22 protein-coding genes and 1 tRNA gene are annotated in these 23,427 nt (G+C 54.2%); 7 read left to right on the top strand and 16 right to left on the bottom strand.

Annotated features, from left to right (window positions below; all coding sequences use genetic code 11):
* Window positions 1-381 (top strand): TetR family transcriptional regulator C-terminal domain-containing protein (locus ACTIKR_RS13155; RefSeq protein WP_442328062.1); only part of this gene is annotated, 381 nt, incomplete at its 5' end.
* Window positions 382-857: 476 nt separating this feature from the next.
* Here ACTIKR_RS13155 and ACTIKR_RS13150 read toward each other — a convergent pair.
* The gene (locus tag ACTIKR_RS13150; protein ID WP_193087593.1) at window positions 858-1,751 is read right to left on the bottom strand and encodes a LysR family transcriptional regulator; all 894 of its coding nucleotides are present in this window, start codon (window positions 1,749-1,751) and stop codon (window positions 858-860) included.
* 120 nt (window positions 1,752-1,871) lie between these two features.
* Here ACTIKR_RS13150 and ACTIKR_RS13145 point away from each other — a divergent pair, with 120 nt between their 5' ends.
* On the top strand, window positions 1,872-2,489 hold the full coding sequence (locus tag ACTIKR_RS13145; RefSeq protein ID WP_193087592.1) for an FMN-dependent NADH-azoreductase: 618 nt from the start codon (window positions 1,872-1,874) through the stop codon (window positions 2,487-2,489).
* Between the two features lie 708 nt (window positions 2,490-3,197).
* Here ACTIKR_RS13145 and ACTIKR_RS13140 read toward each other — a convergent pair.
* From ACTIKR_RS13140 to tyrS, 7 genes are all read right to left on the bottom strand, one after another.
* A tRNA-Ser gene (locus ACTIKR_RS13140) sits at window positions 3,198-3,285 on the bottom strand.
* Window positions 3,286-3,406: 121 nt separating this feature from the next.
* Entirely contained in the window at window positions 3,407-4,012 is a 606-nt protein-coding gene (locus tag ACTIKR_RS13135) for a riboflavin synthase (protein ID WP_193087591.1), read from the bottom strand.
* A 3-nt stretch (window positions 4,013-4,015) separates the two neighbouring features.
* On the bottom strand, window positions 4,016-5,152 hold the full coding sequence (ribD, locus tag ACTIKR_RS13130; protein ID WP_193087590.1) for a bifunctional diaminohydroxyphosphoribosylaminopyrimidine deaminase/5-amino-6-(5-phosphoribosylamino)uracil reductase RibD: 1,137 nt from the start codon (window positions 5,150-5,152) through the stop codon (window positions 4,016-4,018).
* 71 nt (window positions 5,153-5,223) lie between these two features.
* Window positions 5,224-5,721: a transcriptional regulator NrdR gene (nrdR, locus tag ACTIKR_RS13125; RefSeq protein ID WP_193087589.1), complete on the bottom strand. Its 498-nt coding sequence runs from the start codon at window positions 5,719-5,721 to the stop codon at window positions 5,224-5,226.
* A gap of 55 nt (window positions 5,722-5,776) precedes the next feature.
* Window positions 5,777-7,021 (bottom strand): serine hydroxymethyltransferase, encoded by a 1,245-nt coding sequence (gene glyA, locus ACTIKR_RS13120; RefSeq protein WP_442328061.1) that lies wholly within the window; start codon window positions 7,019-7,021, stop codon window positions 5,777-5,779.
* Window positions 7,022-7,057: 36 nt separating this feature from the next.
* Window positions 7,058-7,687: a YbhB/YbcL family Raf kinase inhibitor-like protein gene (locus tag ACTIKR_RS13115; RefSeq protein ID WP_193087587.1), complete on the bottom strand. Its 630-nt coding sequence runs from the start codon at window positions 7,685-7,687 to the stop codon at window positions 7,058-7,060.
* A gap of 150 nt (window positions 7,688-7,837) precedes the next feature.
* Window positions 7,838-9,067: a tyrosine--tRNA ligase gene (gene tyrS, locus ACTIKR_RS13110; RefSeq protein ID WP_193087586.1), complete on the bottom strand. Its 1,230-nt coding sequence runs from the start codon at window positions 9,065-9,067 to the stop codon at window positions 7,838-7,840.
* A 128-nt stretch (window positions 9,068-9,195) separates the two neighbouring features.
* Between tyrS and ACTIKR_RS13105 the strand changes: the two genes are divergently transcribed.
* Window positions 9,196-10,311: an anhydro-N-acetylmuramic acid kinase gene (locus tag ACTIKR_RS13105; protein WP_442328060.1), complete on the top strand. Its 1,116-nt coding sequence runs from the start codon at window positions 9,196-9,198 to the stop codon at window positions 10,309-10,311.
* 182 nt (window positions 10,312-10,493) lie between these two features.
* Here ACTIKR_RS13105 and erpA read toward each other — a convergent pair whose 3' ends face one another.
* From erpA to pmbA, 7 genes are all read right to left on the bottom strand, one after another.
* Window positions 10,494-10,862, bottom strand: coding sequence for an iron-sulfur cluster insertion protein ErpA (gene erpA, locus ACTIKR_RS13100; protein WP_100695285.1), 369 nt, complete (start codon window positions 10,860-10,862; stop codon window positions 10,494-10,496).
* Window positions 10,863-10,926: 64 nt separating this feature from the next.
* On the bottom strand, window positions 10,927-11,637 hold the full coding sequence (locus ACTIKR_RS13095) for a DUF6776 family protein (RefSeq protein WP_442328059.1): 711 nt from the start codon (window positions 11,635-11,637) through the stop codon (window positions 10,927-10,929).
* Window positions 11,638-11,653: 16 nt separating this feature from the next.
* On the bottom strand, window positions 11,654-12,709 hold the full coding sequence (argC, locus tag ACTIKR_RS13090) for an N-acetyl-gamma-glutamyl-phosphate reductase (RefSeq protein WP_442328058.1): 1,056 nt from the start codon (window positions 12,707-12,709) through the stop codon (window positions 11,654-11,656).
* Between the two features lie 102 nt (window positions 12,710-12,811).
* Window positions 12,812-13,204, bottom strand: a complete 393-nt coding sequence (gene rpsI / locus ACTIKR_RS13085; RefSeq protein ID WP_193087582.1) for a 30S ribosomal protein S9 — start codon at window positions 13,202-13,204, stop codon at window positions 12,812-12,814.
* 3 nt (window positions 13,205-13,207) lie between these two features.
* Window positions 13,208-13,642, bottom strand: a complete 435-nt coding sequence (rplM, locus tag ACTIKR_RS13080) for a 50S ribosomal protein L13 (RefSeq protein ID WP_193087581.1) — start codon at window positions 13,640-13,642, stop codon at window positions 13,208-13,210.
* Window positions 13,643-14,223: 581 nt separating this feature from the next.
* On the bottom strand, window positions 14,224-15,324 hold the full coding sequence (locus ACTIKR_RS13075; RefSeq protein WP_442328057.1) for a TRAP transporter substrate-binding protein: 1,101 nt from the start codon (window positions 15,322-15,324) through the stop codon (window positions 14,224-14,226).
* Between the two features lie 120 nt (window positions 15,325-15,444).
* Window positions 15,445-16,812 carry a metalloprotease PmbA gene (gene pmbA, locus ACTIKR_RS13070; protein ID WP_442328056.1) on the bottom strand — a complete coding sequence of 456 codons (1,368 nt, stop codon included), beginning with the start codon at window positions 16,810-16,812 and terminating at the stop codon, window positions 15,445-15,447.
* A 64-nt stretch (window positions 16,813-16,876) separates the two neighbouring features.
* Between pmbA and yjgA the strand changes: the two genes are divergently transcribed.
* Window positions 16,877-17,416, top strand: coding sequence for a ribosome biogenesis factor YjgA (gene yjgA / locus ACTIKR_RS13065; protein WP_193087579.1), 540 nt, complete (start codon window positions 16,877-16,879; stop codon window positions 17,414-17,416).
* Complete coding sequence (locus ACTIKR_RS13060; RefSeq protein ID WP_442328055.1) at window positions 17,413-18,108, top strand: alpha/beta hydrolase; 696 nt, start codon at window positions 17,413-17,415, stop codon at window positions 18,106-18,108. The genes yjgA and ACTIKR_RS13060 overlap by 4 nt, the downstream gene beginning before the upstream one ends.
* Before the next feature lie 273 nt (window positions 18,109-18,381).
* On the opposite strand, the gene ACTIKR_RS13055 is transcribed toward ACTIKR_RS13060, so the two are convergent.
* A complete protein-coding gene (locus tag ACTIKR_RS13055) occupies window positions 18,382-20,850 on the bottom strand; it encodes a GNAT family N-acetyltransferase (RefSeq protein WP_442328054.1) in 2,469 nt (822 codons plus the stop codon).
* A gap of 131 nt (window positions 20,851-20,981) precedes the next feature.
* Here ACTIKR_RS13055 and gltX point away from each other — a divergent pair, with 131 nt between their 5' ends.
* Together gltX and ACTIKR_RS13045 are read left to right on the top strand one after the other, a co-directional pair.
* On the top strand, window positions 20,982-22,397 hold the full coding sequence (gltX, locus tag ACTIKR_RS13050) for a glutamate--tRNA ligase (protein WP_442328053.1): 1,416 nt from the start codon (window positions 20,982-20,984) through the stop codon (window positions 22,395-22,397).
* Between the two features lie 752 nt (window positions 22,398-23,149).
* A partial coding sequence (locus tag ACTIKR_RS13045) for a histone H1-like repetitive region-containing protein (protein ID WP_442328052.1) occupies window positions 23,150-23,427 on the top strand: 278 nt, incomplete at its 3' end.

Here is a 23,427-nt window from a genome sequence, read left to right as displayed (position 1 = left end):
CCTCCACCACAAGCAATTAGCGCTTTTTTCTCGGAAATCATTCAACGATCCCTGGCCGATAGGCAGCGAAAAGGATGCATGCTTGTGAATTCCGCATTAGAACTTGCGCCCCACGATCCGGAATTCCGGGAAATTGTCACCGAAGTTCTCGGACATATCGAGGCATTCTTTCGTCGATGCGTCCAAGCCGGCCAGCAAGACGGAACGATAACAACAACCCAATCGGCCACTGACCTGGGACGGCTACTACTGGGCGTTCATGTCGGACTGCGCGTCGTAGCCAGAACAAGACCAGAACGAGAATTGCTCGAAGGAATGGTCCGTCCAGTGCTAGCGCTTCTTAACCCTTACGTAAGTTCCACAAGAGAAACGAAACGATGATTGAACTCTACTATTGGCCTGCAATCGTAGGGCCTGCCCGGCAGGCACTACGAGACGAAGGAGAGACCCCCAAAGCCTATGATGCGTCATGATTTTTGGCTAGCGACAGGCGCAACCATATAGCGCCGCAGTAGATGCACTTGGCACTGCCAACCGTAACCGCCTCTCGGTCCCGTCCTTTACGAATCACTTCGTGTGACTCCTCGTTCACATTGTGCCGTACCGGTCGCGCGTCTGTCGTGTATTCGGTTTTTCTCTTCTGCGTGCAGATTTCTTGGCAAGCTCTTTGCAGTTGGACAGAACATCACTCGGGCTGCGCGCGAGCCAAGCCTATCAGAATTTGATGTGGACGATATGACACATCAATTAGCACAATTTGACCATGGCCGTATAAAAGCCGAGTCCTCCCCGCTTCAGACACGGGGTTATACCCGTTGTACCTTAATCCTCTAAAACGCCGGTAAGCAGCATTGTTATCAGGCGAAACGTTGCTTCAGTTCTGTCATCAGCCACTGTCCAGCTGGTCCGAGCGCATCGCTGCGCTTATGGGCGGCATAGATCGTAAGCCCTTCTTCTGGCGTCGGGTCATCAACAATTTGCATTAATGCGAGATGTCCCGCGGCAATTTCGCTTGCTACCATATGTTCGGGCATACGACACCAGCCAAACCCTGCCATCAGAAAATCCATACGACGGCCAATGTCGATAAAGCGCCACCGCCTGGCACTTGAAATACCATAATCCACACTTTGGGGCTCTACAGGGTCTGAAAGTACAAGCTGCACATGGGCCTCAAAGTCACTTTGCATGACAGGGCGCTTAAGGAATGCCAAGGGATGTCCCGTTGCCACGACGGGCAACATTTTTATACGAAGTAAAGGATATGCCACGACATCCTCTGGCACCGTGGGAAGCAGCAGACAAATTCCCGTGGCCGCCGTTCCATTCCGTAATCGTCGTAGTGAACCACCCAGCCCTTCTGTTGAAAAGCTTACCGGCAGGTCAGGAAATTGTTTACGCAGCAGACGCAAACTTTCAATCAATGATGCTGTTGGAACTAAAGGATCAATGGCAATCGTCAGCTCAGGCTCAAGTCCGGAGCGAGCTCCTTTGGCTACCGCCGCAAACCGCCCTGCACTCGCCAAAACCAACCTGGCATGCTCAACGAGTACACGGCCTGCCTCAGTCAGACGTGGGCGATGACCACTTCGATCAAACAGTAAAATACCCTGGGTTGCCTCTAATGATGCAATGGCCTGGCTGATAGACGACTGCGCTCGCGATAGCGCTCTACTAGCTGCAGAGAAACTCCCTGTCTCTACAATTGCCACCAGTACGCGTAGCTGATCAAGTGTAAGGTTTCCGATCAAAATGCCGCCCTTTCATCGTATATCCATCGGTAAATATGATTAAAACTATCATATTTTTATCACTTCCGGTGATAAACCCTGCGAGATATAGTGTCGTAACACACATCAAGGGAAACAGGCATGAGCACACTTTTAGTTGTAGAAACGAGTCCCAGAGGAGAAGGTTCAATCTCGCGTAACATGACTCAGTCATTTTTGGAGCGCTGGAAAACCGCAAATCCGTCTGGTGAAATCATTGAGAGGGATCTGGTAAAAACCGATTTACAGTTCATCACGGAACATTGGCTTGAAGCATATTTCACCCCTGCCGATCAGCACACTTCAGAGATGAAAGAACGGCTACAGCTCTCCGATAAACTGATTGATGAATTGCAGGCAGCCGATCATCTTGTGATAGCGACACCCGTTTATAACTATAACGTTCCGGCCTCACTGAAGGCATGGATCGATACAATTGTTCGCAAAGGCAAGACGCTTGGATTTGATGGTCATGGTCTGGTCACAGATAAAAAGGCAACAGTGCTTATTGCCTCAGGCGGCGTTTATACTGAAGGGGCGTTTCTTCAGGATCGCGACATTGCTACGCACTATCTTCGTTTAATTCTTAAAGTCATTGGCATTACTGATGTCACTTTCATCGCTGGCGGCGGCGCCAAGGCAGTGGACTTAGGCGAACTTACGATGGCATCATTCATGGAGAAATTAACTCTCGACCTTGTTCAGGCAGCGGCAAAGTAGCGTTGTGAATTCCCACCGCCAGCCGCATGGATTTGTCTCAAGGATAGCTGGCTGCAACTATCGTGCGGGGCTTTGGCGCGAACACACACCTGTGTGTCTCGCGTGGGTGTGTTTGGAAGTATTTCTGGTTTCACAGGCAAAAAATATAGGCAAGCTTGTATGCTTGCCTATATCTCCCTTCAAATGCAGAATCCGGATATTTTCACTAATCATGAGATGCCATTTTCACTAACTGTGAAATTCGACAATCGAATACCACATAACATTCGCCCTGTGCTCGCCCATGACCGCGTTCGGCAGGACATCATTTTCAGCAGAGTCAGACACCACCATCATCGCCTGATTAAACTATACAGATGGAACCGCCTATTTTCGAGCAGCTTTATCAGAAAGCTGCGGCGCTCAAATATGAATGTAATCCACTATTCATATTCTTTATACGTAATTGCGCGCCAATCACAACTGCGCTTGAATTCAGAATCAGGCAGAGATCTTGGTCGATATCTGCTGCACAATGGTCGCAAAGCTCGGACCATTAACGACATATTGGAGGTTTTGACTGGCCAGGCTCGTTCAATACCCCCAATTGGGAGCATCTTCAAGCATACGCATACACCCCTGCATAACCAAACAGGCAACAAAAAACCCCGCAATTCATTGAATTTACGGGGTATTTCGTGTTTATACATTACTTAACGTATACAAGACTGGCGGGTTGGGGGGGATTCGAACCCCCGATACGTTACCGTATACACGCTTTCCAAGCGTGCGCCTTCAGCCACTCGGCCACCGACCCTATTATTTAGAACTGCTACTGCAGGTGGGCGCCTTAAAAACCACTCGGCCACCGACCCTGTCATCAAGAACTCACTGCGACCATTGCGTTTATTACAACGACCCGTTCTCAATTTAGCCTGCTATTTTAGCATCCTTTCGACATAACGCGCAATCATATCGATTTCCAGATTCACTTTTAGCCCTTTTTTCAGGTGCTTGAGTGTTGTCACCTGTAGCGTATGCGGGATGATATTGATGCTGATCTCGCAGCCATCGGCGTTGTCCGTGACCGAATTGACCGTCAGGCTCACGCCATTGACTGTGACCGAGCCTTTATAAGCCAGGTATTTTGACAGCGCTGTCGGTACCTGAATGCATAACTCGTGCGACTCGCCCACTTGTTCAAAGCGCGTGACCTGCCCCATGCCATCTACGTGCCCAGAGACCAGGTGGCCGTCCAGGGAATCGCCCAGTTTGAGTGAGCGTTCCAGATTCACTTCGCCGGTCTTGTCCAGCCCGGTCGTTTTGTCCAGGCTCTCTCGCGAGACATCGATCTGGAAAGCGCCTTCGCTCAACGACACGACAGTCATACAGGCGCCCTGCACGGCAATCGAGTCGCCCAGGCCGATCCCGGACAGATCAAAGTCGTTTGCCTCGATAGTCAGATGCACGCCGTCATCGGCGCTATTGCCGGCCGGTTTGATCTGGCTGATGCGACCAACGCCGCTGATAATTCCTGTGAACATTCTTTACTCCATATCGGGCTTTGTGCCGCCCGATTGCAATTGTAATTGATTCCACCGCGTGGGCAGCCTGGCTCGCAGGCGCATGTCCTTGCCGCAGGCAGCGGTATCGAAGAACGCAAAGCGATAGGCGTCGGCCAGCACATTAAACGGCGTATGCGCAACCGCCGAGCGGGCATCGCCCAGAATTGTGGGGGCCAGGTAGACCAGCAGTTCATCCACGCACCCGGCCTGCAGCAGTGCGCCGTTAAGACCGGGTCCGGCTTCCACATGCACCTCGTTAATGTCCTGCTGCCCCAGCCAGGCCATGACGGCCTTCAAGTCCACATGCTTGTTTTTTTCGTTTACCGTAATCACGCGTACGTTGCGCGCGGCCAGGCGTTCGGCCTTGGCAGCGTTGTACTCGGTCACGAAAACCCACACCGGATTGCCGTCAAATAACCTCGCGTCTTCGTCAATGGCAAACTGGCTGTCAATGACGGCCCGAATGGGTTGGCGGGGCGTGGCTACATCGCGCACGGTAAGCTGCGGATCATCGTCGCGCACCGTACCCGAGCCGGTCAGGATAACGCAGGCACGGGCGCGCCAGTGGTGACCATCGGCGCGCGCCTGGCCGCCGGTAATCCATTGTGAACGGCCATTGTTCAGGGCGACCTTGCCATCGAGCGTGCTGGCAATTTTCATGCGGACCCAGGGGCGCTGTATGCTCATGCGCGATACGAAACCGGGGTTGATTTCCAGTGCCTGCTCAAGTCCCAGGCCAATTTCAACTGTGATGCCGGCGCCCTGCAGTTTGCCAATGCCCGCCCCGCTGACCAGCGGATTCGGATCTCTGGCGGCAATCACAACCCGCGCAGGTTTTGCCGCAAGCAGCGCGTCCACGCACGGTGGCGTGCGGCCATAGTGGCTGCAGGGCTCCAGCGTGACGTAAAAGGTTGATCCCGCCAGCGCATGCCCCTTGGCCTGCGCATTGCGGATGGCGCACACCTCGGCGTGCGGCCCGCCAGGCGGCTGGGTTGCGCCCTCACCCAGGATCTGGCCCTGGTTGACGATCACGCAGCCCACCCGCGGATTGGGGCTGGTACTGAACATGACGCTGCGTGCCAGCGCCAGCGCCCGATCCATATAATCCTGATCATTCATAAACCGATGTTCCGATGATAAAGGGTCAGTGTGCCCATGAGCCGGTGCGCACTGCGCCATGCCGCAAGCACTCAGGCATTATCGACGGCGTCCGAGCGACCACCATTGTGCGGCTTGACCGGCTTTTGCATTTCCTTGATGGCGTTGACGAACTCTTCGATGTCCTGGAAGCTTTTGTAGACCGAGGCAAACCGTACGTAGGCAACCTGATCCAGCTGCTTGAGCTCGCTCATGACCAGTTCACCGATGTGATCGGTGGAGACTTCTTTTTCCGGATAATTGAGCAGTGATTCCTGGATGCGAGCGACCGCCCGCTCCAGCAATTCGGTACTGACCGGGCGTTTGCGCAATGCCAGACGCAGGCTGGCCTGCAGCTTGGCCGGATCAAACTCGACCCGGGTGCCATTGCGCTTGACTATGGCAGGCATGGCCAGTTCGATACGTTCGTATGTGGTAAAGCGCCGGTCACAGGAAAGACAGCGGCGACGGCGACGAATGGTGTCGCCTTCTTCGGATACCCGCGAGTCCATAACCTGTGTATCGTGGTGTGAACAAAACGGGCATTTCATTTTGCTAAAGTCCTGTGCCGTGCAATAACGTTATTGCGTTGAGATAACGCGCGGTTTATTTGTAAACCGGAAAGCGCGCTGTAAGTTCATTTACTTTAGCACGAACAGCAGCAATGTTTGCCTCATCGTCTGGGTTGTCCAGCACATCGGCAATCAGATTTGCAGTCAGTTCAGCCTCGGCTTCGGTAAAACCACGGGTGGTCATGGCCGGCGTACCCAAGCGAATGCCGCTGGTCACGAACGGTTTTTCCGGATCGTTCGGAATCGCGTTCTTGTTGACGGTGATATGCGCATCTCCCAGGCGTGCTTCGGCGACTTTGCCGGTAATGCCCTTGGCGCGTAGATCCACCAGCATCACGTGGCTTTCGGTCTTGCCGGAAACAATACGCAAGCCACGCTTGACAAGTGTGTCGGCCAGCACCTTGGCATTGGCCACGACCTGCTTTGCATAGTCGGCAAATTCCGGGCTGAGCGCCTCCTTGAATGCCACGGCCTTGCCGGCGATGACATGCATGAGCGGGCCACCCTGAATGCCTGGGAAGATGGCGGAGTTGATGATTTTTTCGTGCTCTGCCTTCATCATGATTACGCCGCCGCGCGGGCCACGCAAGGATTTGTGCGTAGTTGACGTGACAAAATCGGCATAAGGAACCGGGTTCGGATACTGCCCACCGGCAACCAGGCCTGCGTAGTGAGCAATGTCGACCATCAGGTATGCGCCATTGTCATGGGCAATTTTGGCCATGCGCTCAAAATCGATTGTCAGGGAGTACGCAGAAGCGCCAGCCACAATCATTTTGGGCTTGTGTTCTTTGGCCAGTTGCTCAACCTGATCGTAGTTGAGCACTTCGTTTTCGTCCAGCCCGTAAGGGATGAAGTTGTACAGCTTGCCCGATGCATTGACCGATGCGCCATGTGTAAGGTGTCCGCCCTCTGCCAGGCTCATGCCCAACACGGTGTCGCCAGGCTTGAGCACCGCCATGTACACGCCCTGATTGGCCTGTGAACCGGAGTTCGGCTGCACGTTGGCCGCTTCAGCGCCAAACAACTCCTTCAGGCGCCCGATGGCCAGCTCTTCAGCGATATCGACAAATTCGCAGCCACCGTAGTAGCGCTTGCCAGGATAGCCTTCCGCGTACTTGTTGGTCAGTTGCGTGCCCTGCGCCTGCATCACTGCCGGGCTGGTGTAGTTTTCAGAAGCAATCAGTTCGATGTGCTGTTCCTGACGGGTATTTTCTTGTTCGATGGCACTCCAGAGTTCCGGATCTACCTTGTCAAGAGTTAGCGAGCGGTCAAACATAACGTGTCCTATATAAAGCGGGTAATTGGATAAAATTCAAAAGGAAACTTTGGGGTTCAGCGAATACAGCCCCATGATCGTGGCCTGATCCAGCACATGGGGCGCGATGGCCTCGGCCACGTCGGCGCAGGTAAAGCTGCCGGTCAATGGCAATGTATCGATATCCAGCGCATAGACCGTAAAATAATAGCGGTGCACCAGTGCATCATTGAAAGGCGGGCATGGACCGTCATAGCCAAAGTAATCGCCTTTCATATCGTGATCGCCGGCAAACCAGTTGGTAAAGTCGTTAATGCCCTGGCGCATGTCCTTGGCAGCCAGCGGGCCGCTTTTTCCCTTGGGCGTCACGCCATTGGAAAATTCACCTTCGGCGATCTCGGTGATGCTCGCTGGAATATCGACCAGCGCCCAATGATAGAAATCAACGCGGGGCAGGCTGGCCGGCACTTCACGGTCGTCCTGATTGACGTCATCGGGCTTGCTGGGTACGTCTTTGTCTACGCACAGGACAACGAATGAACGCGTGCCTTCCGGCGCATCGGTCCAGGCCAGATGTGGGTTTTTGTTGTCCGACAGAATCATGTGCGCCTGCGCATCCGGCTTGGCAAAGGCGTTAACCGGCCCGATTGCTTTTTCGTGTTCAAATGACTGGCTGCTGATTTTCATGACATCCCCTTCAATACAATAAAAACAGATCAAAATGCGCTTGTGGCGCGGATGAACACCAGGCAAGAGTACGATTTTGCCTGCTGTTCCTTTGTTGCCTGAAAAACCGCAATCTGCCACGCTCACAGGGCGGGCAGACATGGCTTCGCGTCAGGCGCTGACGGTGACCCGGGCAAACTTGCGTTTGCCTACCTGGACCACATAGGTGCCGGCCTCCAGCTGCAGATTCTTGTCTTCCACACGCTGCGAGTCGACCCGCACCCCACCCTGCTGTACATTGCGCCCGGCCTCGGTGCCGGAACTGGCCAGACCGGCCTCCTTCAGGATCCGCAGAATACCAAGCGGGCCCGGGCCGAGATTGATTTCGGGCATTTCTTCCGGAATGACGCCATCGCGAAAACGCGCCTCGAAGTTGGCCAGCGCATTGCTGGCCTGCGCTGCGGAGTGAAAACGCGTAATGATTTCCTGCGCCAGTTCCACCTTCACATCGCGCGGGTTTCTGCCCTCTTTGACCTGTTGGGCAAGTGTAGCAATGTCCTGCAGCGACTTAAATGAAAGTAATTCATAATAACGCCACATTAATGTATCGGAGATGGACATAAGCTTGCCGAACATGGAGTCGGGCGTTTCCGTAATACCGATGTAATTATGCTTGGACTTGGACATTTTTTCGACACCGTCCAGGCCTTCGAGCAAAGGCATTGTCAGAATACATTGGGCCGGCTGGCCATATTCCTTTTGCAACTCACGCCCCACCAACAGATTGAACTTCTGGTCTGTTCCGCCCAGCTCCAGATCTGCCTTGAGCGCGACCGAGTCATAGCCCTGCATAAGCGGGTACAGAAATTCATGGACGGAAATGGGAATACCGCCCTTGAAGCGCTTGGTGAAGTCATCGCGCTCCATCATCCGGGCAACCGTGTAGCGGGAAGCCAGCTGAATCATGCCGCGCGCACCCAGCGGATCGCACCACTCGGAGTTGTAGCGCACTTCGGTACGCGACGGGTCCAGCACCTTGCTGGCCTGCTCATAATAGGTTTTGGCGTTGACTTCGATCTGCTCGCGCGTGAGAGGCGGACGGGTCGCATTGCGCCCGCTGGGATCGCCGATCATGGAGGTGAAGTCGCCAATCAGAAAGATAACATTGTGCCCCATATCCTGAAGCTGGCGCATTTTATTGAGCACCACGGTGTGCCCCAAGTGAATATCGGGAGCGGTGGGATCCAGGCCTAGCTTGATACGCAGCGGCGTACCTGTGTTACGACTGTTTTGCAGCTTGACGGCAAATTCAGACTGAACCAGCAACTCGTCGCAGCCACGCAGCGCTGTTTGCAGGTCGTTTTCCACTTCCGGACTAAGGGGTGATTCGGGTGTTGACATAAATTTCTGATTCCTGGGCGCGGGCAGATGGGTAAAAGAAGGACATTGGCAACAAAACCAAGCCGATAAACGCCCTTTTGCGCATATTTCAATGTTAAATTATACCCTTTTCGGCTAGGCAGATGCTCATGACTCAAGCACAGGAACCCCGCTATTTGATCGGCTTGATGTCCGGCACCAGCACCGATGGCGCCGACGGCGTGCTGGCCGCCTTTTCCGGCACTGACCGTCCGCAAATCGCGGCATCTGCCTCGCGACCCATGCCGACTGCACTCAGAGCGCAATTGCTGGACTTAAATCGTGCCGGCAACAACGAGCTGGAACGTGCCGGCCTTGCCAGTTGCCAATTGGCCGACTTGTATGCCCAGGTGGTGGACGATTTGCTGGCGCAGGCGAATCTACCCGCCAGCCGGATCGCTGCAATTGGCGCTCACGGACAAACCGTCAGGCATCGCCCCGAACTGGGTTTCACCATTCAGCTCAATGCCCCGGCCCGTCTGGCAGAAAACACCGGTATTGCAGTCGTGGCCGATTTTCGCAGCCGCGATGTCGCTGCCGGCGGTCAGGGCGCGCCCCTGGTGCCGGCCTTTCACGAGGCGATGTTTGCCAGCGAGCAGACAGTAACGGTCCTGAACCTGGGCGGTATTGCAAATATCAGCATCTTGCGTTCGAGCCAGGATGTGACCGGCTTTGATACCGGACCGGCCAATGTGTTGCTGGATATGTGGTGTTTGGCCCATACCGGCGAATCATACGACAAGGACGGCGCGTGGTCGGCCGGCGGCACCGTGCACCAACCCCTTCTTGACGCCCTCATTGAAGGCGAACCCTGGCTGGCATTGCCACCACCCAAATCCACAGGGCGCGATCTTTTCAACCACACCTGGCTACAAACGCGGCTTGCCGGGTTTGAGGCAATTGCGCCGCAGGATGTGCAGGCGACATTGCGGGCCTTTACGGCAGAAACCGTAGCCCAGGCCATTGGCCGCCATGCCGCCGACAGCCAGACACTGATTGTGTGCGGAGGCGGAACCGGTAACCGGGCCCTGCTTGAGGATCTGCAGTCCCGCCTGCCCGGCGTGCAACTGAGTACCAGCGATGCCCATGGCATTGCCTCGCAGTCTATGGAGGCGCTGGCCTTTGCCTGGCTGGCCCATGCCTTTTTGTCCGGTCACTCTGCCGGCACGCCATCGGTGACCGGCGCCCGCAGAAAAACCATACTGGGCTGCCTGTACCCGGCTTAGACGCGAGCCAACCCCAGGCGACAGGCCAATAAAAAATCCGGCGCCCCAAAAAAAAGGGAGCCGGATTTGTCTGACGGGCGCAGTGCAAGGAGACACCTTTTGGATATTCCTCTTGGCCATGCCTTTAAGGGATATTTTTTAGGCATTCCTCTTGCGAACACCGCGCAATCGTATATTCGCGTTTAAACCGAAAACGAAGAGCCGCAGCCGCAGGTTGTGGTCGCGTTCGGGTTACGGATCACAAATTGTGAGCCCTCGATATCTTCCTTGTAATCGATCTCGGCACCAACCAGATACTGAAAGCTCATTGGATCAACCAGCAGTTGCACGCCGCTTTTGTCGATCGTGGTATCGTCTTCGTTTATCACTTCGTCAAACGTGAAGCCATACTGGAAGCCGGAACAGCCGCCGCCCTGCACGAACACGCGCAGTTTGAGCTCGGGGTTGCCTTCTTCGATAAGCAGGTCCTTGACCTTTGTGGCTGCCGCTTCGGTAAAAAGCAACGGGGTGGGAGGGGCTTGCAGATCGACAGATTCGAGAACAGTACTCATTTTTAGACTCCTGGTGGGATACAGCCACCGTTAGCAGAAATTCATTTTACCATATGGCGCAATATCAGGGAGACAGTTCGGCGGTGCGCGACGCACGCACCGTCTTTCCCTCAAGTACGCGCATGGTGATTTTTTTGGGCACAAAGCCCTCTGGAAACATCAATAGACCCTGGATTCGCTGAATAGTTTCAAAATCCAGCTTTAATATTGGGGCCGGGGCTTGTATTTTCAAGTCGGTAACGGCTGGAATGCTGTCCGAACCCGTACTGGCGTGCTCAACTGTGTCCGGAATCAGATCTACAGTGGCCGCCTCACCCTTTAAGGTGCCGGTCGCCGTAAATTTGAGCTCACCCTTAAATACCGTACCGGCCTGGGCCTGCCGGGACACCAGCACCTTGAAGCGGACACGGCGTCCTTCCACGACCGCATCGAAGCCGCGCACACTGATCGCGCCCTGAGGGCCCGCCGGCACCAGCTCATCATAAAAGGACAGCTGCGCGGAGGTGCGCGACAGGTCATCCTGCAATTTTTTGACCTGACTTTCGTACTCCGCGATCGTCGCCCGATCCATGGTCATCTGCGTCTCGGAAATATCCAGGCGACTTTGCAGCTCCGTCAGCTTGATTTTCTCCTGCATCAGCGCATGAGACAATTGCTCGGACAACTCGGTCCTCTGACTGAACATTTCACGCTGCATCATATTATGCGTGTAATAATACGCAGCACTGCCCCCCAAAGAGACACCAACCAGAAACAGAAAGCCGCGCGCGATCATGGACATATCCGTCAGATCAGGGAAGAATGGCTACGCCGCCCAGACCTGCCTGTTCAGGCAGCCCGAAAAGCAGATTCATGTTCTGTACGGCCTGACCAGCGGCACCCTTGACCAGATTGTCCTGAACCACAATGATAATGAGCTGATTGCCATTATCTGGGCGACTCACGGCAATTCGCAAGGTGTTTGAAGCCCGTACCGATCTGGTTTCGGGCTGGTTGCCTGCCGGCATCACGTCCACGAACTGCTCGTTGGCGTAGCGAGACTCGTACAGCGCCTGGAAATCCGTATCCAGTGCGTCATCCTTGATGGTGACATAAATGGTGGACAGCATACCGCGAATCATGGGAACCAGATGAGGAACGAAGGTAAGTTTGACCGCTTCGCCTGCCAGCGCAGTGAGTTGCTCGGTAATTTCCGGGTGATGTCTGTGTCCGGCTACGCCGTATGCCTTGAAGTTGTCACCCGCTTCGGAAAACAGGGTGCTCACTTCAGCCTTGCGCCCGGCGCCCGAGACACCTGATTTGCAATCGGCAATAATATTGCCGGTATGCACCAGTTTTTTCTCCAGCAGCGGCGCCAGACCCAGAATGACCGTAGTGGGATAGCAACCCGGATTGCCAATGACTTGCGCACCGGTAATATTGTCCCGATTCAATTCAACCAGCCCGTAAGCACTCTGCTTCAGAATATCAGGACAGCTGTGCGGCATTTTGTACCATTTTTCAAATACAGCCGTATCTTGCAGGCGAAAATCTGCAGCCAGATCAATGACCTTGACGCCGGCATCCATAAGTTCACGCGCCTGCGCCATGGCCACACCGTGGGGCGTCGCAAAAAACACCACATCACATTCGGTCAACGCAGCGTTTTCAGGCGTTGAAAAAGCCAGATCAACATGACCACGCAGATTGGGAAACATGGCCGAAACCGGCATGCCTTCCTCTTTGCGCGAGGTGATGGCGTGCAACCGGACATTCGGATGAGCGGACAGCAGACGCAACAGCTCTACTCCGGTGTAACCTGTACCACCAACAATACCAACTTTGACAGTTGAAGAGGAAGAAGCCATTGTGTTTGTATCCATTGAATGATTAAGCGCAGAAAAACTATTATAAAGAATCCAAAAGAAAAAGGCCGCAAAAGCGGCCTTTTCGACATGTAGCGAAACAAATTAGCGTTTGCTGAACTGCTTCCGACGACGCGCCTTGTGGAAACCCACTTTCTTACGTTCAACTTCACGGGCGTCACGTGTTACAAAGCCGGCTTTTGACAGCGCGGGCTTGAGTGTAGCATCATAGTCCATGAGCGCACGGGTAATACCGTGACGCACCGCACCAGCCTGGCCGCTTTCGCCGCCACCGTGTACGTTGATGTGAAAATCAAAAGATTCAACCATCTCTGTGAGCACCAGGGGCTGGCGAACAACCATGCGACCTGTTTCACGAGCAAAATACTGGTCAACAGGTTTACCGTTGACAACAATATTACCTGTACCTTTTTTCAGAAACACACGGGCAACTGACGTTTTACGACGGCCCGTTCCATAATTCCAATTACCGATCATGATTTATCCTTTGAATTCCAGCGTTTTAGGCTGCTGGGCAGTATGAGGATGCTCGGCACCCGCGTACACCTTGAGCTTCTTGATCATGGCGTAACCCAGGGGACCTTTTGGCAGCATGCCCTTAACGGCTTTTTCAATCGCACGACCGGGGAAACGCTCTTGCATTTTCCGAAAGTTTGTTTCGTAGATGCCGCCAGGATAGCCAGAGTGACGGAAGTATTTTTTGTCTTCCGATTTGGCGCCTGTTACAACGATATCAGCTGCGTTAATAATGACGATGTAATCGCCGGTGTCAACGTGAGGGGTAAATTCCGGTTTATGTTTACCGCGCAAACGGCGTGCAACTTCGCTGGCTACACGACCAAGGACTTTGCCTTTTGCATCAATAACATACCAGTCACGTTTGACTTCATGGGGCTTGGCCACAAAGGTCTTCATGATGTATTCCTAAATTTTGAGTTTGAAGCGGATCACTACCGGGGGCACACGGTTTAATACCCGTAAAACGGATAAAGGTGGCGCCGGCGATCGTAATCCGACGGGTTACCTGATTCGCCTGAACGTTATAAACAAGGGAAATAAGCAGCAACGCACCAAAAGATACAATGACTGTAAATTACCCTGCGACAGTGCAAAAACACAGATAAGCCCGTGATATTAACATGCAAAAAACTTTTTTTCAAATAAAACAATGAAATAGAGGTAACGACGCCCTGTCGTGCCGGTTTTTTTCGGGATTTGTCTCCTGGCTGCGACAGTCGCCAAGGGACGCCCGTTTTGCCCTTGTCTGCCCTGCGCCAATCCGCCCTAATACCCCAGCGCAAGTGATGCCGAGCAAAGTATCTGGAAGCAATCCCTGGAAGTAGCCCGAAAATAGCCTTTGTGAGCAACCAGCGCAAGCAACCCAAGGCAAGTAAGACAGAACCGGCATCATAAATAAAGCCATGCCCTCTTATAGCGAGAACATGGCTCGATTTGCTGCTTACTCCCTGCAACAGCCGCAGGGCGATGACACCAACTTACTTGCGCGCCTGCGATATGGCATGCGCGACGTAGCGAGTATAGGAGCCTTCGACGACGTTAAACCAGGGGATCAAATCGTCACGATAGGCCATGTAGTCGGTCAGGATGGCCTTGAAGGTCTCGTCCTTATCCGAATATTTCTTGTAAATTTCAGCCGTGGCCTTGAAAGAAGCGTCCATCATTTCTTTCGGGAACTCCTTGAGCACGGCGCCATTGGCGATCAGGCGACGCAATGCGCCCGGGTTCATGGAATCGTACATGGCCATCATTTCGGTGTGAGCCCGAATCACGGTAGACTCCAGAATCGCCTGATAGTGCTTGGGAAGCTTTTCAAAGGCATCTTTGTTGAAATAGGCCGAGACCTGCGCGCCACCTTCCCAGAACCCCGGATAGTAGTAATATTTGGCCACTTTGTTAAAGCCGAGTTTTTCATCGTCCAGCGGACCGACAAATTCAACGGCATCCAGCGTGCCTTTTTCCAGCGACGGATAGATATCGCCACCGGCAATTTGTTGGGGAACGACACCCAGCTTGGCCAGCACTTCGCCCGCCAGGCCGGCAGTACGCATTTTCAGTCCCTTGAGGTCATCCAGAGACTTAATTTCCTTGCGGAACCAGCCGCCCATTTGCGTGCCGGTATTGCCCAGGGGGTAGTTGACGATATTGACCTTGCCAAACAGATCACGCATCAGTTTTTTGCCGTTGCCCTCGAGCATCCAGGCATTCAACTGACGGGCATTCAGGCCAAAGGGGACCGCCGTATCGAAACAAAATGACGGATTTTTGCCTAAATAGTAATAGCCACAAGTGTGCCCGGCCTGGATAGTGCCATTGGACACGGCGTCCAACACCTGCAACGCGGGCACAATTTCGCCTGCTGGAAACAAATCAATCTGCAAATTGCCGTCTGTGGCTTCTTTGACGTATTTTGTAAAACGGTCAGCGGAACCGAACAGCGCGACCAGGCTGCGAGGAAAGCTGGACGCCATGCGCCATTTGACCGCGGGATTTTCCTGGGCAATGACCGGGGCGGCAATAACGCCCGTGCTGGCCACAGCGCCCAAGCCTGCTTTTTTGAGGAAGGAACGACGTTGCATAATGGCTACTCCGAAGTATTTCGTTATTCTTGGAAAAAAATTTAACCCGCTAAATATACACGCACTATGCCCATTTACATAGTGCGTTACAGCCGATTAAGTACTTTCCCTGTGGTCGGATTACTGCCCGGCGATCGCCATTGAATCAATCAGGATCGAACCTGTGGTTTTCGAACCCCGTGTGATCACATCGCTGCCGACACCGACAATATTCAGGAATATATCCCTGAGATTGCCGGCAATCGTAAATTCGGTGATCGCATGCTGGATTTCGCCATTTTCCACCCAGTAGCCGAAAGCGCCCCGGGAATAGTCGCCAGTGACATAGTTCACCCCCTGGCCGATCAGCTCAGTCACCAGGATGCCGGTGCCCATTTTTTTGAGCATGGCCGGCAGATCATCGGTGCGACGGGTCAGCGAAGAGCTCAGCAGCAGGTTGTGCGAGCCACCGGCGTTACCGGTGGTGCGCATGCCCAGTTTACGTGCCGTATAGGTTGACAGCAGGTAGCCATTGAGTATGCCGTCGGTCAGCAACTGGCGCGCACGCGTCTGGACGCCTTCATCATCAAAGGCAGAACTGCCCAGCGCACCTTTGATGAATGGATTCTCACTGATCTGCAGATGGTCGGCCATGACCTGCTTACCCAGCGAATCGAGCAAAAACGTGGATTTGCGATACAGCGCCCCGCCACTGATGGCCTGCGTCAGTGCGCCAAGCAGGCCCAGTGCGAGCGGCGCTTCGAACAGCACCGGGTATTTGCCGGTGCCGATACGCCGCGCCGACAGTCGCGACAGGGCCCGCTGCGCGGCATACACCCCGATATCAGTCCCTTTGGCCAGCCTCTCGGGGTAGCGATCAGAGGTATACCAATAGTCGCGGTGCATATTGTTGCCCTTACCGGCAATAGCCGTGACCGACATGCCGTGGCGGGAGTAAGGATAGCCTCCCATAAACCCGCGCGAGTTGGCCAGCACGAACCGACCCTGATAGGTATCGACCCCAGCGCCTTCAGAATTGGTAATCTGCTTGCTGTAGTCCAGTGCAGCGGCTTCGGCTTCGATAGCCAGCTCGGCCGCCTCTTCCGATGAAATACTCCAGGGGCGGTGCAACTCCAGATCGGGCTGCTCGACAGCCAGATCCGCTTCGTCGGGCAGACCCGCAGCTTCATCGTTTGCCGTGTACTTGGCGATATTCCAGGCAGCCTGGACCGTTTCGCGGATCGCGGCGGCTGACAGGTCAGAGGTCGACGCCGACCCACGCGCGTTGCCGGCGTAGACGGTCACGCCCAGCGAGCGGTCCTGTGTTTTTTCAACGGTTTCAATATTGCCCTTGCGCACCGACACAGACAAACCGCCTGATTCGGACACTTCGGCAGCGGCATCGCTGGCGCCCTGTTTTTTGGCATGGGACAGCGCCAGTTGAACAAGTTCTTCAAAGTCGGGTTGGGTATGGGGCATGGAGGTTTTCGGATTCAATCGGGAATTCATTATGACGGCTTCACATTAGGCGGTTATCATACTGACATATTAACCATTTTATTGACAGCGATGTATGCAGAATGCAGATCAGAGCGATGACGGACCGCTTTATGACCGTCCCAGCAAATCCCAGGTAAAGCGCGAATTGCTTGCCATACTGGAATTGGGCAAGCAGGTGGTAGAGTTGCCAATGGAAAAAGTCAAGCAACTGGATCTGGACGAAAAAACGCTTGAAGCCATTCGCACGGCGCAAAAAACCACTGGGCGCGAAGGCCGGCGCAGGCAGATTCATTATGTTGGCAAGCTGCTGCGCACCGCCGATACAGCCGCCATTGCAAAAAAAATGGACGAATGGGAACACGGCTCGCGTGAACAGACCGCAAACATGCACCGCATGGAAACGCTGCGCGATCGTTTGATTGACGAAGACGAGGCCCTGACTCGCCTGTTGAATGACTACCCCCAGGCCGATGCGCAGGCCCTGCGCGCCCTGATTCGCGGCGCACGCCGCGAACGCGAGCAGAACGCAGCACTTCCAGCCGGGCACGAAACACAGCGCAAACATTATCGGGCCCTTTTTCAGGCCATCAAGCTTTTGCTGACCAAGGAATGAATCGAATGGAACACTTACTGGACTGCGTGCAAATCGAACACGGCAGCGACAAGACTGCTGCGCCCACTCATTCTGTCATCTGGATGCATGGGCTGGGCGCCGATGCCAATGATTTTGTGCCGGTCATTCCCGAACTGCGCCTGCCCGCCGACAGGCGCATCCGTTTTGTGTTTCCGAATGCGCCGGTGCGTCCCGTTACCATTAACAACCAAATGCCGATGCGCGCGTGGTATGACATCATCGCGCTGAGTAATGTCAGTCGTGATGTCGACGAATCCGGTCTGCGCACTTCCCAGGCTGCCATTGAAGCGCTGATCAGACGGGAAAACGAACGCGGCGTGCCCACTGAAAACATTATTCTTGCCGGGTTCTCCCAAGGCTGCGCGATGGCCTATCAAACCGGCTTGCGCTCACAAGAGAAACTGGCTGGCCTGATCTGCCTGTCGGGCTATTTGCCCATGGCGGACAAAAGCGTTGCTGAACATAACACTGCACATCTTGACATGCCAATTTTCATCGCGCATGGCACCTATGACCCGGTCGTCGATATCAGCTTTGCCCAGCAAACACGCGAGTGGCTGCTGGCAAACAATTACAGCAATACCGAATGGCGTACCTACCCCATGGCGCACTCGGTCAATCTGGATGAGATCAACGATATCTCGGCATTTCTGCAAAAGATCACGCAATAATATTTTTTGCCTGCCCCGGGCCGCCGCGCATTTTCCTGCAGGAAAAAAAATTGCCGTCAATAAATTTTATTGACGGCAATTTGGTAATACATAGCGGCGCGCACCCCTATTTCTGGTTCATCATTGTCCGACTCATGTGTCATTTCAATTGTCATGACTGATGCAGTCAATTGCCAGCGCCGGCAATATATGGCCTTCCCGTTCACAGCCCGACGAGACTGCCGCTTGTATCTGCAATCGAGATCTACACAACAACATGCGGCCAGGCTGGGGTCAGGCCTGTTCCGCCATGGTCAGCGGCAACCAGACCCGGCGCATAGATGGATCTTCCGCATCTTCTTCGTTGATGAAACCCAGAGAAGTCATCAGATGCAACATGGGTCGATTGCTCGAGAGCACCACGCCTTCGAGATAGTTCAGTTGCTGCTGGCGGGCAGCCATGATAAGCGCCTGCATCAGGCTGCTTCCGAGACCGCGTTTTTGCCATTGGTCGCTGATGACCAGGGCATATTCCGCACCCACACCATCGGCATTGCGCAGGTAATGCGCCAGCCCGATAATGATCTCTTGTGGTAAGCCGCGGTTGGCAGGATTCGGAATTTGCGTGGTGGCCACCAGGGCGAGTTCACGATGATAGTCCACATACGTGTAGCGCGTAAGCATCTTGGGCGTGAGTTCACGCATCATGGACACAAAACGCATATAGCGTGATTTCTCGGAAAGTCCGCGAATGAACTCCTGCAACGCATCGGCATCCTCGGGGCGGATGGGTCGCAACACCCAGGGCGAGCCGTCTGCAAAAACACGATCCTGCACCAAGTGCGTTGGATAGGGATAAATCGCCATATGACTGAAGCCGGTTTTCTGCGGGATCTGCGCAGGCAGCGACTTGGCCACCCGGATGCGGATTTCGCGGACATGCAGGTCCCGATAGCCAAGGATGATCGGATCCAACTCCATTGACTCAATAGCGGGCAACTCGCTGACCATTTCGCTGATGGTTTCCAGCAACCCCTGCAACCTGCGCAGAATTTGCGGCTCGACATAAGACTGCAGTTCCTGGCGCCAGACCCGACTGCGCTCGATCAGTTTGCCAGCCAGATTCAGGTTCAGCGGCGGCAGATCCACGCCCCGATCAGAGGCGGAAAAGCGAACCATATGCCCGCCCTCTCCGAACCAGATCCACGGCCCGAAAATCGGATCGCGACTAACGCGGATCATGACAGAGGGAACATCATCCAGCGTACTGAATCGCTCATCTTCTTCGTCAGGCTCCCAGCGTACGTTCGGGTGAAAGCATTCGACCAGCCCAATGCATTGTTCACGGGTAAGCTCGCTCGCAGTCGCACTGCTGGCCGTCTCCAGAATCGCGCGTGCCTGCTCAAGTTCAGCCGGCCGCTGCCCAGAATGCACATAACGGGTTTGCAGCAGCAGTTGCTGGTTATAGTGGTACGAAGTGAGCGACAAAACGGCACTGAGCGCCGTTTCGGGCGTGCGAAAGGCAGGCATGCCCGCCTGATCAAGCAGCCGGCGCAGGGGGCGCATTTTGGCTTCTCCCAGCAGGCAGGTCACGATCGGCTTGTGTGCGCCAGGTGCAAATGCGGCCAACGCCCTGACCACTTGCTGCATATCGCAAAATTCGTCTGGCGCCAGAATGACCATGACGGCATCGACCTGGCTATCTGCTATCAGGCACCGCAAGCCATCGATCAGCGCTTCGGGCGTCAGGGGCACATACGGAATGACCGGATTATCGACTAGCGTGCTGACGCCAAAAATTTCACTCAGGCACTTGACCGTACTCTGCGTGAGAGGCGCCATGGACATGGAACTGTCGGCGGGAATGGCATCCTGCACCAATTGCGCCGAAGCGCGACCATTGGCGAGCATGGCAATTTTGCCGCCGCGGGGCCTTCTGGCATACGACATGGCCTTGATTGCCGCAAACAGCTCGACAAAATAATTCACGCGAATTGCGCCAGCGCGCCTGAGCGCGGCATCCAGCACCACGTCGCTGCCGGACAGTTCCGGGTCTGCACGACCGGCACGCAATACAATCACCGGCTTCACACTGGATGCGGCGCGCAAAGCGCTGATCAGCTCCCTGCCCGAGGTGAGTTTGTCCAGGTACAACGCGATACTGTCGGTGCGCGCATCGGTTGCCAGATACTCGACCAGTTCGGGCAGATCGACATCGGTCACTTCTCCCAGCGATACGGCAGCAGACAATCCCAGGTTGACATCTTCGGCCCAGTCGATAATCGAACGCAACAGCATTCGCGATTGTGATATCACGGCAATCCGGCCTGCGCGCGGCTGCATCTGCGCCAGACTCAGGTTCAGATTCAGATGCGGGCGATAAATGCCGAAGGCGCGCGGCCCCAGCAGCATGACCCCATGCTCTGTGCACCAATCCTGGATCAAATCACGGGTGTCCTGCGGGGCTTGGTCAACCACCTGGCCAGGCAACAACAGAATGGCGCGCGGCGGCGCCACCGCCATTTGCTGCAAAACGGCAGCCAACAGTCCGGACCGGACACATACCACAGCAAGATCACGGCCAGGCGTCATCTCCCAATGCTGCAGTTGCTGCTGCGCCGAACTCAAGTCTTCAGGTAGCGGCAGCAGATCGGTAGCTGCCTTCAGGTAGGCGGGAACCTGTGTGAAAACGGCAAGCTCGGTGTCGGCGATGACACATAGCGAGCGTGGTTCAAAAAATGCCGCGAGTCGGTGACGCAACATACATCCTCTTGGAGTTGAATGATTTGAACGGGCCAGATCTTTTTATATAAACAGCTGATTCGTTTGCTCTGGTCATTCATAACATTTTAAACTGACTCTCTTCTGATTTATCCAATTGCCGAGCAATCACAATGAATACGTCCCAATCTGCCCCAACAGCAGTTCGCACCCGGTTCGCGCCCTCTCCTACCGGTTATCTTCACCTGGGGGGTGCACGCACCGCCCTGTTTTCCTGGGCCTTTGCCCGCCATCACAACGGCACATTCGTTCTGCGTGTCGAAGATACCGACGTGCAGCGCTCTACACCAGAAGCGGTACAGGCTATTCTGGACGGCATGAAATGGCTGTCACTGGATGCAGACGAAGGCCCCTTCTACCAGATGCAGCGAATCGATCGTTATAAGCAGGTGCTGGCATCCATGCTGGAAGCAGGTACTGCCTACTACTGCTACAGCAGCCCGCAAGAAGTGGAGCATATGCGCGAGACAGCCAAGGCGCAGGGGCGCAAGCCAAAATATGACGGCACCTGGCGACCTGAGCCTGGCAAAACTCTGCCGCCCGTGCCGGAAGGACGCAAGCCGGTTGTCAGGTTCCGCAATCCGCAGGAAGGCGCGGTGACCTGGAACGATATGCTCAAAGGCCCCATTTCAATCGACAATGCCGAGCTAGACGATCTGATCATCGCCCGCCCGGATGGCACGCCGACCTACAACTTCTGTGTGGTGGTAGACGATCACGACATGCAAATCACTCATGTGATCCGCGGAGATGACCACGTCAATAACACGCCCCGCCAGATCAATATTCTGAAAGCGCTGGGCGCAACGGTGCCCGAGTATGGGCATCTACCGATGATTCTTGGCCCCGATGGCCAGAAACTGTCCAAGCGCCACGGCGCAGTCAGCGTCATGGAATATGATGCACAGGGCTATTTGCCCGAAGCCATGATCAACTATCTGGCCAGATTGGGATGGAGTCACGGCGACCAGGAACTGTTCACAAGCGAACAGTTCGTGCAATGGTTCGACACTCGCAATCTGTCCAAGTCTGCCGCGCAATGGGACCCTAAAAAACTCAATTGGGTAAACGCGCACTACATCAGGGAACTGGCCGACGACGCATTGGTCGCCCATGTTGCGCCGCGCATTGCCGCGCGCGGTGGCACCACTGCAGGCCTGGATCTGGCAGCCATTTTGAATTTGTTCCGTGATCGGGCAGAGACTCTTGAACAGCTGGCCGATAACGCGATGCTCTTTTGCGCCCCATATCAGCCGGCTGACCCACAACTTGCCGCTACCGTGCTGACCGAAGACGCACGCGCAACGCTAAAGAAGTTCGCCGCTGCAGCTGCCGCGCTCAACTCATGGGATGCACCTGCTCTGGCTGCACTGGTCAAACAGTTTCTGGCCGACAACGGTTTGAAAATGCCACAGCTTGGTATCCCATTGCGCGTTGCCGTCACGGGCCAAAAACAGACGCCTGCCATTGATGCGGTTCTGGCCATTCTAGGTCGCGATCTCGTTCTGCAACGGCTTGACCAGGTTTAACGATCGCCGCAAATCCGGCAGGTTGATGTAATGCCGAAAGAAAAAAACGCTGCTTCATTCGCAGCGTTTTTTCTTTTGTGCGCGCATCTTGTTGTGAAAATGTTGGTTTTTAACAAAATCTCTCACGGTAACCAATCAAACGCTTTTGCTGTTTGACCAAGGCCATGTCTGGCAACCGTGAAAACAGTCGCACAAACCGGGTCGAAGCAGGACAATTGAGCGAGCATGAATACCGCGCCCACAATGCCTGTTCGCACGCAATGCGTTCTGGAAATTTACGCGCGAGGCGCAAAGCGTTGTAAACATTGGCTTTGCGAAACACTATCTGCATTTTTAAAAAATCGGATGAAGACAATGCACCATCCGATACGAGCTGATCATGCACTTTCAATTGCGATTCAAGAACACAGTTGAAATCGAAATTTGCGATTTGAAAAATCACCACGCATGTGCAAGATGAAAATTTCAGATGAATACAAAACACCTGATCAACCGTCCCGAGAGCTAAATAAATTGAGTTAAGCCAATAATATCAATAAGAAATTCTTTCGTTATACGACGTTATGCGTTACCCTTACGCTTATGATGGAATTTGAATTCATTTCATCAGATCCATTTGAGATGTTTCGCACACAGCGTGGGGAACATATCAAATGGTAGTTAAGCCAAGCTCTTTCGTTGCTTGTCTTGAATTATATCTACGTAGATGTATTTTTAATTTGTGATTAGGACCCTTTCTAAGGAGCAATATCATGGCTACTACCGCCAAGAAAGCTGTAAAGAAAGCTGCAGCCAAACCTGCAGCCAAGAAAGCAGTTGCCAAAAAGGCCCCTGCCAAGAAAGCAGTTGTGAAGAAAACACCTGCCAAAAAAGTCGTTGCTAAAAAAGTCGTTGCTAAAAAAGCAGTCGCTAAAAAAGCAGTTGCCAAAAAAGCACCAGCCAAGAAAGCTGTTGCCAAAAAGGCCGAAGCAAAAAATGAGCCGGACAGGAAAGCAGATGCAAAAAAGGACGTAGCAAAAAAAGCACCTCC

Origin of the sequence: Advenella sp. (assembly GCF_052108595.1) — a bacterium.
Classification (GTDB): domain Bacteria; phylum Pseudomonadota; class Gammaproteobacteria; order Burkholderiales; family Burkholderiaceae_B; genus Advenella.
This window is presented reverse-complemented; position numbering and strand designations above follow the sequence as displayed.